Annotated in this window: 17 protein-coding genes; 15 read left to right on the forward strand and 2 right to left on the reverse strand. The window is 44.7% G+C overall.

From position 1 onward, the window contains the following. Positions 1 to 41: 41 nt before the first annotated feature. From JI665_RS17330 to JI665_RS17355, 6 genes are all read left to right on the forward strand, one after another. On the forward strand, positions 42 to 347 hold the full coding sequence (locus JI665_RS17330) for an antibiotic biosynthesis monooxygenase family protein (RefSeq protein WP_206841398.1): 306 nt from the start codon (positions 42 to 44) through the stop codon (positions 345 to 347). Continuing rightward, entirely contained in the window at positions 344 to 709 is a 366-nt protein-coding gene (locus tag JI665_RS17335; protein ID WP_206841401.1) for a hypothetical protein, read from the forward strand. Before JI665_RS17330 ends, JI665_RS17335 begins: the two co-directional genes overlap by 4 nt. Before the next feature lies 1 nt (position 710). After that, the gene (locus tag JI665_RS17340; protein ID WP_206841434.1) at positions 711 to 1,355 is read left to right on the forward strand and encodes a cobalamin B12-binding domain-containing protein; all 645 of its coding nucleotides are present in this window, start codon (positions 711 to 713) and stop codon (positions 1,353 to 1,355) included. After that, the gene (locus tag JI665_RS17345) at positions 1,342 to 2,127 is read left to right on the forward strand and encodes an STAS domain-containing protein (RefSeq protein WP_206841437.1); all 786 of its coding nucleotides are present in this window, start codon (positions 1,342 to 1,344) and stop codon (positions 2,125 to 2,127) included. The genes JI665_RS17340 and JI665_RS17345 overlap by 14 nt, the downstream gene beginning before the upstream one ends. A 104-nt stretch (positions 2,128 to 2,231) precedes the next feature. Then, a complete protein-coding gene (locus JI665_RS17350) occupies positions 2,232 to 3,437 on the forward strand; it encodes a benzoate/H(+) symporter BenE family transporter (RefSeq protein WP_206841452.1) in 1,206 nt (401 codons plus the stop codon). 56 nt (positions 3,438 to 3,493) lie between these two features. After that, positions 3,494 to 3,886 carry a MazG nucleotide pyrophosphohydrolase domain-containing protein gene (locus tag JI665_RS17355; RefSeq protein WP_244671240.1) on the forward strand — a complete coding sequence of 131 codons (393 nt, stop codon included), beginning with the start codon at positions 3,494 to 3,496 and terminating at the stop codon, positions 3,884 to 3,886. A 126-nt stretch (positions 3,887 to 4,012) separates the two neighbouring features. Here the strand turns inward: JI665_RS17355 and JI665_RS17360 are convergent, their stop codons facing one another. Then, positions 4,013 to 5,458, reverse strand: a complete 1,446-nt coding sequence (locus tag JI665_RS17360; protein WP_206841470.1) for a PTS transporter subunit EIIC — start codon at positions 5,456 to 5,458, stop codon at positions 4,013 to 4,015. Positions 5,459 to 5,584: 126 nt separating this feature from the next. On the opposite strand from JI665_RS17360, the gene JI665_RS17365 reads away from it, so the two are divergent. Beyond that, positions 5,585 to 7,318, forward strand: coding sequence for an amylo-alpha-1,6-glucosidase (locus JI665_RS17365; RefSeq protein ID WP_206841474.1), 1,734 nt, complete (start codon positions 5,585 to 5,587; stop codon positions 7,316 to 7,318). Between the two features lie 37 nt (positions 7,319 to 7,355). On the opposite strand, the gene treR is transcribed toward JI665_RS17365, so the two are convergent. Beyond that, positions 7,356 to 8,078: a trehalose operon repressor gene (gene treR, locus JI665_RS17370; protein WP_206841476.1), complete on the reverse strand. Its 723-nt coding sequence runs from the start codon at positions 8,076 to 8,078 to the stop codon at positions 7,356 to 7,358. Between the two features lie 181 nt (positions 8,079 to 8,259). On the opposite strand from treR, the gene JI665_RS17375 reads away from it, so the two are divergent. From JI665_RS17375 to JI665_RS17410, 8 genes are all read left to right on the forward strand, one after another. Continuing rightward, positions 8,260 to 9,846, forward strand: coding sequence for a helix-turn-helix domain-containing protein (locus tag JI665_RS17375; RefSeq protein ID WP_206841479.1), 1,587 nt, complete (start codon positions 8,260 to 8,262; stop codon positions 9,844 to 9,846). A 107-nt stretch (positions 9,847 to 9,953) separates the two neighbouring features. Continuing rightward, positions 9,954 to 11,450, forward strand: coding sequence for an aldehyde dehydrogenase family protein (locus tag JI665_RS17380; protein WP_206841480.1), 1,497 nt, complete (start codon positions 9,954 to 9,956; stop codon positions 11,448 to 11,450). Positions 11,451 to 11,461: 11 nt separating this feature from the next. Continuing rightward, positions 11,462 to 12,322: an NAD(P)-dependent oxidoreductase gene (locus tag JI665_RS17385; RefSeq protein ID WP_206841484.1), complete on the forward strand. Its 861-nt coding sequence runs from the start codon at positions 11,462 to 11,464 to the stop codon at positions 12,320 to 12,322. Between the two features lie 26 nt (positions 12,323 to 12,348). After that, entirely contained in the window at positions 12,349 to 13,170 is an 822-nt protein-coding gene (locus tag JI665_RS17390) for a DUF3100 domain-containing protein (RefSeq protein ID WP_035326022.1), read from the forward strand. Then, the gene (locus JI665_RS17395; RefSeq protein ID WP_048010782.1) at positions 13,163 to 13,615 is read left to right on the forward strand and encodes a hypothetical protein; all 453 of its coding nucleotides are present in this window, start codon (positions 13,163 to 13,165) and stop codon (positions 13,613 to 13,615) included. Before JI665_RS17390 ends, JI665_RS17395 begins: the two co-directional genes overlap by 8 nt. Before the next feature lie 272 nt (positions 13,616 to 13,887). Then, entirely contained in the window at positions 13,888 to 15,171 is a 1,284-nt protein-coding gene (locus JI665_RS17400; protein ID WP_206841486.1) for a M20 family metallo-hydrolase, read from the forward strand. 18 nt (positions 15,172 to 15,189) lie between these two features. Continuing rightward, the gene (locus tag JI665_RS17405; RefSeq protein ID WP_206841503.1) at positions 15,190 to 15,687 is read left to right on the forward strand and encodes a GNAT family N-acetyltransferase; all 498 of its coding nucleotides are present in this window, start codon (positions 15,190 to 15,192) and stop codon (positions 15,685 to 15,687) included. A gap of 232 nt (positions 15,688 to 15,919) precedes the next feature. Beyond that, complete coding sequence (locus JI665_RS17410; RefSeq protein WP_206841508.1) at positions 15,920 to 16,936, forward strand: TAXI family TRAP transporter solute-binding subunit; 1,017 nt, start codon at positions 15,920 to 15,922, stop codon at positions 16,934 to 16,936. Positions 16,937 to 16,948: the final 12 nt, after the last annotated feature.

Consider the following 16,948-nt stretch of genomic DNA (forward strand, 5'->3'; position numbering starts at 1 on the left):
CTTAATAAAGCCAGAAAACTCCCAAAATTGGAGGAGAGTTCATGTACACCGTTTTTTCAACATTTGACGTTCCCGATGACAAGTCGGAAGAAGTCATTCGCATATATAAAAATCGCTCACGGTCAGTCGACCAGGCGGAGGGGTTTATCGATTTCCTGCTGCTGCAGAATGATAAGCGCGCCGGTGAACTGACCGTTCAGCTCATCTTTGATACAAAGGAAAACTATTTAAACTGGGTTCGGAGTGAGGATTTTAAGAGAATCCATGATTTAGAGAAAAAGTATCCGGATCAGGAATTGGCTGCAGTGGTTCCAAAAGTGACGCAATATAAGGTGGTGGCTAAGTGAACTATGAAAAGATCGTAAACAATGTTACCGAAAAGATCTATGAACGGGAGCCTTCCCTGCTGGATCGGTTTGGGGAACAAGGAAAAGAGAAGTGCCGCGAAGATAACCATCATCATATGAAGCATCTCGAGACAGCGTATGAGCTGGACCAATCTGCTTTTTTCACTGATTATGCCGTCTGGCTTGATGGCATTTTAAAGAAGCATGGGATGAAGACCAAGCATCTGATCGACAATTTCGAAATCATTCAAGCTGTGCTGGCTGATGATACAGGTTCTGCTGAGAAGGCAGAAAAGTTTCATCTTTATCTGGCTGAAGCTATTGCTCTTTTGAAAGGTGAACCTGTGAAGGGAGGAGTGTAAGATGAACCAGGCTGAAACACTCGCTTCCCTGCTGCTGGAAGGCAATTCTGCAAAAGTTTGGGAAACCATTCAAAAGCACCCGCAGCTATCGCGTCTCGAAGTTTATCAAAATTTGATTACACCCGCGATGCAACATATCGGCATTTTATGGGAGACAAATCAGATCACAGTGGCAGACGAACATTTGGCAACAGCTACATGTGATTTTGTGCTCTCAAAACTCGCTTACCAGCGGGAAAAAAGACAATCAAGCCAAAAAGCCATGTTTCTATGCCTGGATGGGGAACAGCATTATATTGGCCTGAAAATGGTCAACAGCCTTTTTGAAGAGCATGGCTGGGAAACGAAGTATTTTGGCCCGAGCCTGCCTTTGGAATATGCGCTGAAAACGGCAAAAGACTGGAAGCCAAGCGTAATCGGACTTTCGGTCAGCATTGTCTATCACCTGCCGAAGCTGAAGGAATATGCAGAAGCATTTGCCAAACTGCCGCATAAGCCGTCGGTTCTTCTTGGCGGGCGTTTAGCAGGGAAGTATGACCTGCTTCCTTATTGCTCCGATCATACAGTCATTCTGAAGAATTTGCCTGAAACAATGGAATGGCTGCAAAACTATGAAGCGGGGGGACAGCAAAATGCAATTTTTTGATCAGCCGCTTCCGCTTGCTTTTTTAAAAGCTGACAGGAACGGAAAAATAGTTAGCTATTCCGCCATAGCACGTGAAAGCTTTGACCTGAGCGAGGGGCATTTAAAAGGCATAATTGATGAGGAGAGCATCGAAAAGCTGATTCAGTACAGCAGGGAGCCAGGACTGGATCCCGTGAAGCTGGAACTGAATATGAAGACCAGAGAAACATCGCTATCTTTATTTGAGGTCCATATTCAATGGGACAGTGAGGACTATGCCAATATGCTGTTTCTGCCAAAAGACAGCTCAAATGAAGGCTTGATGGATAAACTGATGCAGCTGCAGCAGCGCCTGTCCTCAACCGACTTTGAACTTCTGGAGAAAAAAGAAGAGCTGGAGCAGGTGCTGATCCGCTTGAATCAATTGTCCGGGCCGTTTATTCCACTGTCGGAAACTCTTTGCCTCATACCTTTATTTGGGGATATTACAGCAGATAAAATAAACGTTATTTCCGAAAGCTGTCTTAAAGCTGTTTTTGCCGGCGAATATGATGAGATTCTCTTTGACCTTACAGCGGTTGGGGAAATTGAAGGAAAAGGCATTGAGAAATTCACCCAGCTGATTAAAACGCTGAACTTCATGACAGGCAGCATCATCAAATTGATCGGCATTAAGCCAAACCTGGCGAAAGTGCTGAATAACTATAAGCTGGATGAATGGGTGCAGATCGATCAATCCCTAAAGCAAGTGTTAAATGTCTATTTCAATCGGAATGAGTTAGGGGCCTCTTAGGAGGTCTTTTTTTTTCAAAATTTCCAAATGCGAAATAGTTTGACAATTACCTCATTTAAAATCATGATAGTAAGTAAAATAATTGGAAGTCGGGGGCAGAAAAAATGGGTTTGCCGAAGGAAAGGCATAGCGGATACAGTCAAGGAGTACAGAAGGGTTCGTTCATAAGAGATCTGACAGCGGAGAACATTTCATCTGGAATCATTGCAAGCACACTAGTTATGACGGGGCCGGCCCTGATCATTTTACAGGCTGCGTCAGCAGGGGGATTTAATGACCAGCAGACGATTAACTGGATGTTTGCGGTTTATTTTTTCGGGGGTGTCTACAGCATCCTCCTCCCGCTTTTATATAGGATTCCCATCACAGGAGGGCATTCGATTACTGGAGCGGCCTTTTTAGCGACTGTGACTGCCCAATATTCGTATCCTGAACTGATAGGCGGGTATGTGATGTCCGGGCTGCTGATTTTTCTGGTCGGCATTTCTGGGCTGTTTACTAAAATCATTGGCTGGGTGCCGAAAGAAGTCATCGCATCCATGCTTGGCGGATTGGTTGCCGGCTATGTCGTGAAGCTCGTACCGGCCATTCAGGAAATGCCTGTTGCCGGGGGAGCGGCTTTAATCAGTTTTCTGCTTTTTACGAGATATGTGAAGAAGTTCCCGCCTGTACTTGCGGCCGTTGCAGTTGCCTTTGCAGTCTTGTATTTGACAGCTGATTTAAATCCGGCTAAAGAGATTGCCTATTTCCTGCCGTCTATCCAAATGCCGGAATTCAGCTGGATGGGGCTTGTGACGATTGCCCTGCCGCTCGCGCTGCTGATACTGAGCAATGATGCTGCACCAGGAATCGGGGCACTGGAAAGCGAGGATTTCAAGCCGCCAATTCGTAAAATCGTCTCATCAAGCGGCGTCTTCTCCGTGATTACCAGCTTCTTTGGCGGCCAGTGTGCCAATATCGCCGGCATGATGAGCGCCATCTGTGCCGGACCGGATTCAGGCCACAGGGAGAAAAGGTATATGGGAGCTGTTGTTTCAGGCGCGATTACGATAGTCTTCGGCATATTTGCATGGAAAATCGTGCCCTTTATCCAATCGCTTCCGCAGGCATTCGTTTCATTGCTGGCCGGGTTCGCCCTGATTGGCGTCCTCCATTCAAGCCTGCAATTGGGCTTCTCCGAAAACCGTTTGCGGTTAAGCGCACTCGCAGCCTTCATCGTCACCCTATCAGGCGTAAGCTTTCTGCATATCAGCGCTCCCGTTTGGGGACTCATCGCCGGGGCGTTATTGGCTCGGACGGTAGAAAGATAAATGGTGACAGGCACCACCCGAAATTTGTCGAAAGTATCAGAAGAGGTGTTAATAGATTGAAAGTATTGCAAAGCTTTATGAGAGATTATCAAAAAGGGATGGGCTGGGAAATCAGCGACGAGAATTATGCCAAGAGCCGCGATTCCCTGCTTAATAACTATATGCTCATGACAACCGAAGTAGCGGAGGTTGCTGAAGAGCTGCGTAAGGCCTTTAACCTTGTCCGCGAATATGCAGAAGAAGGGATGGATGAAGAACTGGCATTTCAGTTTGCCAGAGAGCAAGTAAAAGCAGACCTTGGCAAAGAACTCGCAGACTGCCTGGCCTATCTGGTGAAATTCTATAACTTCTTTGGCTTTGACCTGGAGGAGAGTTTTACGGGAAGATGGAGGAAGTGCGTAAAAGGAAGAATAGGGATGGGAGTTTGGCAGAAAAATAGGCTTGCTTGATAATTAAAAGTTAGAAATAGGAGCCTATAACCTTGTATACAAAGTCTTCAAACTATAGCTGACAAAGACACCCTCAGTATGATGAGGGTGTCTTTGTTATGAGAGCCTCTGGGCTCTTTAAAATTTTTAAGCTGCTTCCGTCACTTCTGCTTTAACTTCCTTCGATTTAAACATTTTCCCCTTGCTGAACAGCAATGTTAATCCTACCGTGATGACTGCTGTAATTGCCATTCCTGTAAAGTAAGAGCCCCAGTATTCCGGAAATACAGAAAGGAAGGAGAGTATACCGCCAACACCTACAGAGGTGGCTTTTACATCCATAAAGGAAAGGTATGCGCTTCCAATGGCACTGCCAATCATGACCGCAATAAATGGATATCTGAATCTCAGATTAACTCCGTAAATCGCTGGCTCTGTAATGCCTAACCAAGCTGATACAGTTGCGGAAAGCGAAACACTTTTGAGTTTTTTATTGTTTTTAATTAAGAAGAACATGGTTAAGGCTGCGATACCTTGAGCGAGTGTAACCGTTTCGCCGATTGGCCAAAGGGTAACATAGCCAAGGGAGCCAGCCATTTGCAGGTTCACACCAAGGAATAAGTGATGCATTCCTGTAATAACAAGCGGCGGTGAAATCAGTCCGTATACTGCCCCAGCCAGAACCGGTGAAACATCGAACAGATACAAAATACCGTCGGTAATCCAGTTAGCGCCTGCCATAGTAACAGGTCCAATGATTGTAAATGTCGCAATACCCGTAATGATCAGTGCGATTGGAGCAACGGCCAATAGCTGCAGGCTTTCCGGAATGACTTTTCTCAAGCTATTTTCAAGAGCTGCTAACAGATACGCCGCAAAAAGGACTGGAATAACTTGTCCTTGGTACCCGACCTTTGCAATTTCAAAACCGAATAGGTTCCAGTTCTCGACTGATTCTGGGTCAGATGCGAATGCATAGGCATTCATAAGTTCCGGGTGAACCATAATTAAGCCAAGAACAATTCCCAATACAGGATTGCCCCCGAATTTCTTTGCAGCAGAAAAGGCAATTAGTGCGGGCAGGAATGTAAAGGCTGTATTTGAAATCAGATTAATAATTCCTGCAAACCCGGACCATTCTGTATGAACATCGAGCACGGATTTTCCTTCATAAAAGATTCCAGGGTTCGCTAGTACATTATTTAGTCCCATTAATAAACCGGCTGCAACGATGGCAGGCAGGATCGGTATAAAAATGTCTGCGAGCACTCGGATTCCTCTTTGAAGGACGTTTTTCTTTTTAGAAGTAATTTCTCTTAATTCCTCTGAAGAAACTTCTTCTGTGCCTGTTTGTTTCACAAACTCGGCAAATACTTTTTCAACCAATCCAGGTCCGATGATGACTTGAAATTGGCCGCTTGCTGAAAAGGTTCCCTTTACAAGATCATTTTCTTCTAATTTCTTCACATTAACCAGCTCTTCGCTATTCAGCACTAATCGCAGCCGGGTGACACAATGTGTTGCGGTTACAACGTTTTCTGCTCCTCCGATGTTTTCGATTATGGAGGAAACGTTTTCATTAAAGTTTGACATCTGGCTTACACCTCACTATGTAATGGCTTTCATAAATACCCAACTTGTTTAAACAAGTTTAGTATAATATAATCGACTTGTATATACAAATAATTTTGAAAAATTTTTAAGGAGTGTCCGGCTATCATGGATATAACGAAAACACCGTTAAGCTTTTATGGCTCTTATATGGCTCTTGCCTTTCAGGAAAATGGGGAGGCATTAAAAACAGGCCTTTTTTTAAACTCTTTAAGAGGCAAGTCAAGAAGCCATATGAATGTGCTAAAGCTGATTCCGACTGTCAGCGGAGCACCCGTGGATTACGAATACATAGCAGACTATAATCAGATCACTATCCGATTATCCGGCGGTGAAATTTTTATCTGTTTTGACAGTGATTCGAGGATTGTTATTAAAGGAACAGGAGAAAAAGTTGGACTCCTTCTGGATACGCAGCCCGTCTACAATTTTGAATATAATTATTTATTAGGGAAAAAAGGCAGCGAGTACTGTATCGTAAACAGCTATAAAAACTTAACCAAATTTATGATTTTCTGTCCTAGGGGATCCGTTTCCTTGAATCAGGATGTCTACATGGACAGCAGGGGAAGCACAAATAAAGCAGAAAATCAGTCTGCTATTGAAATTTCACCTGTTGCTGAGAGCGGTTTTTTATGTGTTATTGAAGACCTTCCTACACATGGAGGAAAGCCAGCAGAACGGGAATACAGCTTTGGCCAATCTTTTGAAAACAGCAGGAAAGCCTTTCAGAATTATTGCAGCAAGCTGCCTGAGGTCCCTGAAAAATATAGGGATACCCAGATCAATGCGGCGTATATTAATTGGTCCTCAGTTGTTAAGCCGGAAGGCTACCTGAAGAGGGATACGATGTTCGTCTCAAATAACTATTTCCTTGGCACATGGAGCTGGGATCACTGCTTTAACGCGATTGCTTTGGCTGACGTTGATCCGCAATTGGCATGGGATCAAATGGCAGTCCTTTTTGATTATCAGGATGAGCTTGGACAAATTCCTGGTTCGCTTAGTGACTCGACCATCCGCTGGAATTTTGCCAAACCGCCTGTGCACGGCTGGACTTATGCAAAAATGATGGAAAAAATGGACTTCACAACAGGGCAGCTTGAGACCATTTATCATCAAATAGAGAATCAGGTCCAGTTTTATCTGACCTATAAAGATTCCAATGAAGATGGCATCCCTGAATACCATCATGGTAATGATTCGGGACAAGATAATAGCACGGTATTCAGAAATGCGAATATCATAGACTCGCCGGATCTGACCGCTTTTCTAATCAAGGATATGGATATGCTTGCGACGGTTGCAGAAAAGCTCGGAAAATCAGAAGAGAAATTCTTCTGGGAACAGGAATCCAAAAGGCTGACAGCTCTGTTTTGTTCCTATTTCCTTGTAGATGATCTTCCTGCCGCACGTGTCATGTCTACTGGTGAAGTGATTAAAAGCGAGAGTTTCCTGCCGCTCATGTCTCTTCTGATCGCAGATAAACTGCCGGTTTCTGCAAGAAACAAAATGGTGGAAACCATTACGGGCTGCAAATATACGACAAATTGGGGCATTGCTTCAGAGGCAGTTGATAGCGGTCTTTACCAGGACGATGCCTATTGGCGCGGCGCTATCTGGGCACCCACCACGCTAATTCTTATCGATGCCTTGGAAAGATGCGGCGAAAAAGAGGCAGCGCTGTCCGTTAGCGAAAAATATTGCGAACTTGTTCATCTGAATGGATTTGCAGAAAACTTTAATGCTCTTACAGGTGAAGGGTTAAGGGACCCGTCCTTTACTTGGACGGCAAGCGCGTTCATTTATCTGGCTGCTAAGGTTCAGCAAGCGAGGGCATAATAAGAAAAATCCCCGGGGTCAATATGCCGGGGATAGTTTATTTTATCCTTTGTGCCTGCTCAAAAAACACGAAGGAGTCAGGGGTATGCCTTGACTGAGTAAACTCAAACATGACTCCATCTGAGTTATATGTGAAATTGGTGACAACGGCGACACAGTTGTATTCTATCAGGTCCAAATAGTTTTGGTCCAGCTCATTTACCTTTTCAACTGTCATCATTCTTTTCGTTGTAATGATGCTTTCCTTTAACTCATTTTCCATGAATTCGTAAATAGAATCCTCTGCAATCTCCTTTGTTAATCCTTTTACAATATCTTTTCGAAAATAGTTGTAATCAATAATCAAAGGCTTTTCATCCAGATATCGGACCCTTTGCAAATGATAGATTTTAATCCCGATTGGAAAAGAAGTTACCTGTCTTAGTTGTTCATCTACGATTCTCTCTTCAAAAAAAACTACTTCAGTCCGGTATTTATTTTTGTTTCTGATTGAAGACTCCTTAAACGTCTCGATACCGCCAAACAGGTACTCTTTTTGCTTTAGCTCTTGAAAAATCACACGGACGCCTTGCCCGTGAATAGTTTGGACATACCCATCGGAAACAAGATTGGCAATCGCCCGCCGTACGGTATTCCTGGAGCATTCATACTGCTTGATCAAGGTATTCTCAGAAGGAAGCAGCTGCTGAAACGCATACACCTTGCTGTCTATTTTATTTTTTAAATCATTATAAATCTCAAGATACTTAATTTTTGCCATGATATCTCCTATATGCATTTTCTCTAACTTTATAATAACTTTCCAAAGTCTAATTGTGAAATTTGAAGGCAGAATCTAACTTTCAAAGACCAGATTAGGAAAAACCATTTTGAAAAGGCCATTTTGTACAAAATATCACCTATAATAGATTTTAACTATCATGATAGGAAGGAGAACAGCCATGACCATCATGCAGGACAAAATCTCAAGCCTCCTGGAAATTAATCGGAGTTTAACCCAATCTCTTGAACTGGAGGAGATTCTAAAGAGGCTGGTAAAAGCAGCCTTTAATTTAGTAGATCATGCTGACACAACCATCCTTTACACATTAAAGGAAGATGGATTATTGCATTTTTCCAGTGGGGTTGGGGTGGAGGCTGGCTTTATGAGCAAGGTGAAGTTTGAGCCTGGAGAATCCCTGACTGGACAGGTTTTTCTGACTAAGAAAGGCGTAATTGCTTCAGGGAGTGAGTTCAGGGAGCATATGAGCCGGATGAATGAGACAAATTATGTTCACTTTTTTAATGGCGTTTTCCAGCGGGATGTGAAAAGCGGAATCGTCGTCCCATTGGTTTATAAAGAAGATTGCATCGGTGTGCTTGTGGTGGATAATTTCGACAATGATGTACAGTTTACTGAAGACGACTTTCATGTTTTGGAGGTGGTGGCAGACCAGGCGGCTATTGCCATCATGAATTCGAAGCTTTACGAAGAAGTGAAGCGAAAAAATGAAGAACTGAGCCAATCCCTTGATATCCACCGGAAATTCACGAAGATTCTGCTGGAGGGGAGGGGAACTTCGTATATCCTGGATACGATCAGTCATATTTTGAGTACCCCGGTAATCTTTGCAGAGTCGCCAGTTGAGACCTCCCATTCATTTCCGATCATAAATTCCAACGAACTTTTCGGGTATTTCCTTTTGAATGAACCAATCGAGCGTTTGACAAATATCCAGAAGGCTGCTCTTGAACACGCTTCAACGGCTTTGTCATTGGAGTTTGTCAGGCAGAATACGCTTTTTGAAAAAGAGATGCATCTAAGGGAAGAGGCCTTTCATGATTTAATCAATGGCGGACGCCTGAATACCAGGATTCTGGAAACTTTCCGCCTGAACGAGAAAAGCAGTGTCGCCTGTATGATGGTGGACTGCAAGTCTGGTTTTCTATGGGATGCTGCTTCCATCCTTCAGAAAGAAAAGCTTATCCGATCGATCGAGCAGATCCTGATTACATACTGTGATACTTCGATCATTTTTACGAAATCAAACCAAATCATTGCACTTCTGGTGAATGGCCGGAAAAAATATGACCATAATTTAGCTGATGATATTCAGCGAAAGGTGAAAAGAGCAGTCATTGGTTTGGGCAGAGAGGTTGCCTTAACAGATATGACAGATACCTATCAGGAAGCTGCCGAAGCCCTGTCATTTGCCAAAAATCATCAGCACAAATCCTTTATCACTTATTCTGAACTTGGTGCTGAAAGACTATGGCTCAACACCGACCGCAGCTTGCTGAATAAATTTGTATCCGATAAAATTGGCTCTCTTTTAAAGATGGAGCCAGAATATTTGAAAACGATGCAAATCTTTCTGGCACATAATCAAAGCCACAAACAAACAGCAGAAGAGATGCATATTCATCCCAATACACTGGCTTACCGGATGAAAAAAATCGAGAGCGAGCTGCAGCTTGATTTTTCCCGGAAAGAAGATTGGATTACAGTTGTCCTGGCCTTCCAGGTTTTCGACTTTTTAAACCCTTAATTGGGGATTGCCACAAAGAAGGGAAGGAATATTTGTCTATCGGCACGTGTACATAGAATATTCTAAATATTATAATAATCTCAACTTAAGCGATAAGGAGAGATTGGATGAGTACAGAGGTTAATAGCCAGAAAACTGAGATCAGGAATACTGGTGCAGAAACTTATTACAATTACATCGGAGGGGAATGGGTTCCTTCTGTGACAGGGGAGACGTATCCCAGCTTGAATCCAAACCATATAGATGAGGTACTGGGCTACTTTCAGAAATCGAATGAGGTTGATGTGCAAAAAGCAATTGAGAGTGCAAAGAGGGCTTTTCCCATGTGGAAAAATACATCTCCAATCAGCCGGGGGGACATCCTTTTTAAACTGATCTTTCTCATCCAGCAGGAAAAAGAGGAATTAGCTGAAATCATTACGAAGGAAGTAGGCAAAACGATAGAGTCAGCCCGCAAGGAAGTGGATGCAACGGTTCAGGCTCTGAAGCACTTCAGCGGCGAGGCTAACCGGATCTCGGGAGAAACCGTGCCTGCGATTGATCCGAAAACCTTCGCCTGCACGATTCAGGAGCCGCTGGGTGTGGTGGCTGTCGTTACGCCATTTAATTTTCCGCTCGGAATCGCTATTTATAAAATTGCACCTTCCATGCTGGCGGGAAATACGATCATCTATAAGGCCGCAAGTGACACGTCTCTAATCGCAGTGAAAGTAGTCGAGCTGTTCGAGAAGGCCGGAATGCCAGCGGGAGTTCTGAATATGATTACGGGCCCGGGTTCTGTCGTGGGAGAAGAGATTGGGACCAATCCGGAAATTAAGGCAGTGTCGTTTACTGGCTCCTCTGATGTGGGCATCCACCTTGGCAAGCTTGTGACAGCCCATGGCGGAAAAATGCAGGCTGAAATGGGCGGGAAGAATGCGACGATCATTCTGGAGGATGCCAATCTGGAAGAGGCTGTTCAGAGCGTGGTCATCAGCGGATTTTATAATAACGGCCAAAGCTGTACGGGAACCAGCCGCGTGATTGCTCCCCGTTCCATTTCCCGAAAGGTCATTGAACTGCTGGTTGAAAAAGCAGAGCAAATAAAGGTTGGCAATGGGATCCGGGAAGGATTCGACAACGGTGCTGTTGCAAATAAGCATCAATTGAATACGTATCTCCATTATGTCAATAGTGCCATCGAAGAAGGAGCGGTGCTCGAATATGGCGGAAAGCAGCTGACAGATGGCGATATGGCGAATGGCTATTTCGTCGCTCCAACTGTTTTCAGTAAAGTGACGAAGGATTTTACAATCGCCCAGGAAGAGATTTTCGGGCCGGTTGTGGCTGTGATGGAAGTAAATTCTTATGACGAGGCAATTGAGCTTGCAAATGATACGGACTTTGGCCTGTCATCTGCCATTTTTACGAATGACCTTCAAAAAGCATTCGATTTTGTCCGGAAAATTGAAACAGGCGTCACGCACGTGAATATCCCATCCAACCATTATGAAAACCAGCTTCCATTTGGCGGCAAAAAGACATCCAGCATCGGACCGCGTGAACAGGGCAGCACGGCATTGGATTTCTGGCTGGATACAAAAACAGTTTATATAAAACCTTGAGGAGGGAGAGGATGAAAAACATAGGCGTGATTGGCTGCGGGGCCATGGGAAAAGGCATTGTGAAAAATTTAATCAAAAACGGATATCAGGTGTATGCTTATGACCCAAGTCAGGAGGCACTCGCAAAATGCGGGGAGCTGGGGGCTATTCCCCAGCCTTCTCCATTCGAGGCAGCAAGACAGGCGGATCTAGTAATTTCTTCATTGCCTGGACCAGGTATTGTAAAAGATGTTATGATGGGTGAAAGTGGTGTCTTTTCCGCTTTAAAGCCTCACAGTTTCGTTCTGGATATGAGCACCATTGACCCAAAAACAGCCCAGGAGTTAAATCAGGCTGCAAAGGAGCAAGGCACCCATTTTTATGACTGTCCGCTGAGCGGGGGACCGCAGGGTGCTGATGCCGGTACGCTGACTATAATGGTTGGGGGAGAAGATAAATATTTGCCGGACATTCGCCCGGTCCTGGAGAGCGTTGGAAAAAATATTTTTCTGCTGGGTCCTTCAGGATCAGGACAGGTGGCAAAGCTGTGCCACAATATGCTTGTTGCTTTAACGACTGCAGGCCTGGGGGAGGTCCTTGCAGTTGGGGAGAAAGCCGGTGTCAGCCGGACTCAGCTGGCGGAAGTCATTCAAAGCGGGTCTGCACATAATCGCGTCCTTACCGTATTCGGTGAGAATATCCTTCAGCATACATACGGGAATGTGCTGTTCAGCCTGGAGCACATGAATAAGGATATTCACTTATACAAAGAAACAGCCGAATTTTATAGTGAAGATTCACCTTTGGGTCAGCTGGTATGCGATATCTATGAAAAGGCGATGGAGCAAGGGAAGGGCAAGCTTGATTCTTCCGCAGTGTGCGGATCTATCTAGTAATCTTTTAATTTAGGGGGGAAAACATGAAAAATGAAAAGACAGAAATTTTAAAAGATTGGCGCTTGCATGCCGTTGTGCTGGTTCTGGTTGCGGCTACCGAAGCGATTGGACAGATCAGCTTTAAAGTAGGAGCAGGGGTTATTCTGCTGCTGCCTATGCTCTATGCTTTTTTCCTGGGACTGGGACTTTACTTCACTCCGCTTATTAAAGAAAAACAGGCTAAAAATGCAGAGCCCCTCATCGTGCTGGGAGTTACTCTTTTAATTGCGAAAATTGGGGTAACGATCGGGCCGCAAATCGAGGCAATCATTGCGGCGGGGCCATCATTATTGCTGCAGGAACTTGGTAACCTGGGAACGATTTTATTTGCACTGCCAGTAGCCATTTTTCTTGGCTTTAAAAGAGAAGCTATTGGCATGACCCACTCGATTGGCCGGGAGCCGAACGTCGGGCTGATTATGAATAAATACGGATTTGATTCGCCAGAAGGCAGAGGAGTAATGGCTATTTATATTTTCGGTACTGTATTTGGTGCTGCCTTCCTTGGATTGATTTCCGGATTCCTGGCCACGATTACGCCGCTCCATCCGCTGTCGTTCGCGATGGCGTCGGGGGTGGGAAGCGGGAGCATGATGGCGGCCGCCAGCGGATCGCTTGTCGCTGCCTTTCCTGAAATGGAGGCACAGATTGTTGCCTTCGCAGGCGCCAGCAACCTGCTTTCACTTTCAACGGGTCTGTACGCCAGTATTTTTATTGGATTGCCTCTTACTGAAAAGCTGTACAGCATCATGATGAAACGCAAAGAGAAAAAGGCTGCGGACAAAGGGGGAGATATCCATGCTTAAAAATATCACTGAATGGTTTTTAATATTGGCGATTTTTGGTCTTTCAGCGCTGATCGGCAACTGGGTAGGCTACGATATCCTGCCGTCTGCAGCCATTCCGGGCATGCTAGTTTTAATTGTCATCAGTGTGCTGGGTCTGATTCTTGAAAAAGTGCTGCCAGGCAATATCCCGAGCGTCGGATATATCGGGATTATCGGAATCATCGTTTCCATTCCGGGAGTACCGGGATCTGAATATGTTGTCGAGTGGACAACTCAGGTCAATATCCTGGCTCTTGCTACGCCAATTCTGGCTTATGCAGGGATCTCGATCGGAAAGAACTGGGCTGACTTTTCCAAGCTGGGCTGGAGAAGCATTATTGTCGCAGTCTTCGTGTTCTTCGGAACCTTCATCGGATCTGCAGTAATTGCCGAGATTATTCTACGAATGCAGGGGATTATTTAATGATTTGCGGCCTGGCAGGTGGATATCTGCCGGGCTTTTTGCTCTGAATCAGGCATAAAGTCATTATTTTGGCACTGTTTCTAAAGATATCGGCCTCTTTTACAGGTTTATCGGCCAGATTAATAATTTATCGGTTACTTTTTTGATATATCGGTCGAAATTCTATTTTATCGGTCAGTTTTCCAAAATATCGGTCACTTCGCGCAGAATCAACATTCCAGTAATCTCACAGTGTCAATAGTATCTCAACAAAATTAGAAAGAGTGAAACCCATGAACCTTTATGAACAGTTATTAAAAGATTATGACCAAGAACTTACTCATTCGGGTGTAAACGGAGAAAGATTGGCCTCAAGACTTGATGAGCTTTCAAGGATAGGCTTCATGGAAAGCGGAGGGGTGACCCGCCCAGGCTATTCTGCTGAAGAGAAGAAAGCGAAAGAGCTAGTAATCAAGTGGATGAAAAACGCTGGTCTTACTGTGACTGAAGATGGAGCAGGAAATGTATTCGGCAGATTGGAAAACAAAACAGAAGGACCTTCAATCGCTTCCGGTTCCCATGTAGACAGTGTTCCAAATGGGGGGCACTTCGATGGACCGTTAGGGGTTCTCTCAGCATTGGAAGTTGCAGAGTCATGGAAAGAAACTGGTTACATAACGGAGAAGCCGTATGAGATTGTGATTTTTTCAGATGAAGAGGGTTCGAGATTCAAGAGCAGCTTGACAGGCAGCCGGGCATTTATGGATCAGCTGAGGCCGGAGGAAATGGATAGCCTGCAGGATGAAAATGGCAAGTCGTTTCGGGAAGTGCTGACCGAATATGGCAGCAGTGCGGAAGAGTGCTTAAAGGCAGGAGAAAACAGGCGTGAAATCGAAACCTTTGTGGAAGTCCATATCGAGCAGGGGAAGGTGCTGGAGAGAGAGAATCAGCCAGTTGGAGTGGTAAAAGGCATTGCTGGGCCAGCCTCGCTGGAGGTTACTTTTACAGGAGAAGCTGGACATGCAGGAAATACGCCGATGGCTGGACGAAAAGATCCGCTTGTGGCTGCCTCATTGTTTGTAGCTGCCATTGAGAATTTTCCAAAGCAGGTCAGTGATACAGCTGTTGCCACTGTCGGAAAGCTGAACGTGCATCCAAATGGCTTCAATGTCATTGCCCAGAAAGTAATATTAACCGTTGATATCAGGGATATTTTTGAAGGAACCCGGGATCAGCTGCTCGATCAAATTAAGAATGAAGCGGTGAAAATAGCAGAGGAGCGAAGTATCGGTGTGCAAATGAAGCTGAATGCCAAAATCAAACCTCTGCCAATTAATGAAAGCCTGCAGGCTGGTATTGCAGAATCCCTTGAGAAGTTCAATATTAATCCTGTTTACATCCCAAGCGGAGCCGGGCATGACACCATGATCGTCGGAACCGAAGTGCCGGCCGCCATGCTGTTCGTCCGCAGCAGGGATGGCATCAGCCATAATCCGCGGGAATGGACGTCATTAAATGACTGTGTATATGGTGTGCACGTTTTGAAGGATTTTGTTGAAGGGCTTATGAAAAAATAGTAAAAAGGAGAAATCCTCATGATCATCCGCCACATAAAACCAGCAGACGCCCAGGCAATGGCCAACCTGATCACACAAACAGAAAACGAATCAGACTACATGCTTTTCGAGCCAGGTGAAAGAAAGACGTCAGCCGAGGCACAAAGAAAAAGAATTGAAGCCATTCAAAAAGAAGATCATTCCACCATCATCGCAGCGGAAAAAGAGAACCGATTGATCGGCTTTGTAATGGCCATTGGCGGTGCGGCAAGGAGAAATAAGCACTCAGCCTATCTCGTTGCAGGCATCCTCAGCGAACACAGAGGCCAGGGGATCGGCACCAAGCTTTTTGAAGAGCTTGACCGCTGGGCGCGTAAACACGATATCCACAGGCTGGAACTTACAGTTGTTATCCGTAATGAGGCAGGTGTCGCCCTTTACAAAAAGACGGGATTCCAGATTGAAGGCACGAAAAAACATTCGCTACTGATAAACGGCGAATTTGCCGATGAATACTATATGGGTAAGCTGTTATAAAAGAAAGGCCATTTTCTGCACAGAGAAAATGGCCTTTCTTATGTTTTATCTCCAGGTAAAATCTCCTGTTTTTACATTTGAAAACATAGAAATATCAAAGGATGAGCCCATTTTATTTTCCGGAATAAAACAAAAAGTCTGAATTTTAATTGAATTCAAATCCTGTAATCTTGTATACTTGTAATACAAGTTAGAAAAAGCGCTTACATACTTACTGGAAAGGGAGGATTTTATGATTCAGAAAAAGTGGAAGATTATCATATCGGTTCTGACACTTGTTTTTATTGCCATTGTTGGTGTGCGGACAGCGGCCGAGAACAAGGATAAAAAGTTTGTATCCGTTGCCACCGCTTCAACAGGAGGTACATATTACCCGATTGGGGTTGGAATGGCCAATGTATGGAGCAGCCATTTAAAGGGTGAGAAAATCCAGGCGAGCGGCCAATCTTCAGCCGGATCCATTGAGAATATTGAACTGCTTCGTGAAGGGGAAGCACAGCTTGCCATTCTTCAGGGGTTAATTTCGTCTCAGGCTTATAGAGGAGATGGCTCCTTTGAAGGAAAGCGCTATGAGGACCTGCGCACAATCTCCATGCTCTGGCCAAATGTGGAGCATTTTGTGCTGATGAACAGCAAGATCAAAAGCGGAACTATCGACGATATTAAAGGAACGCAATTTTCTGTTGGGCCGCAGGCAAGCGGTACGGAGCAATCCACAGTCGTGATGATGGATGGCCTTGAACTTACGAAAAAAGATATTTCACCAGAGTATCTTGGTTATAGTGACACGGTTTCCGCGATGCGTGACGGGAGATTGGATGGAGGCTCGCTTCCGGCAGGAATCCCGATTTCCGCTGTAACGGATATGTATGCAAGTAATGTCAAAGCATCGATTTTGGAAGTAACTGATGAGCAGCTGGATGCCATTAATGCAGTATCTGACAGCTGGTACCGTTATGTGATTCCTGGAGGGACCTATCCTCGCATTGACGAAGATATCAACACCATTGCCCAGCCGAACCTATTATCCACAACAAAAGAAATGGACGAGGAAACCATCTATATTTTAACCAAAACACTCTATGAAAATCTGGATGAAATGTATGAGGTTCATAGCTCTGCCAAGGAAATGACATTGGAAACGGCCCTTGATGGAGTATCTGTTCCATTGCATGCCGGAGCCTACAGATATTTTAAAGAAGCAGGTCTTGATATACCTGAAAATCTAATTCCGCCGGAAGCGAAATAAAGGAGGGAAAAT

Source organism: Bacillus sp. NTK034, assembly GCF_017303275.1.
GTDB lineage: Bacteria > Bacillota > Bacilli > Bacillales > Cytobacillaceae > Cytobacillus.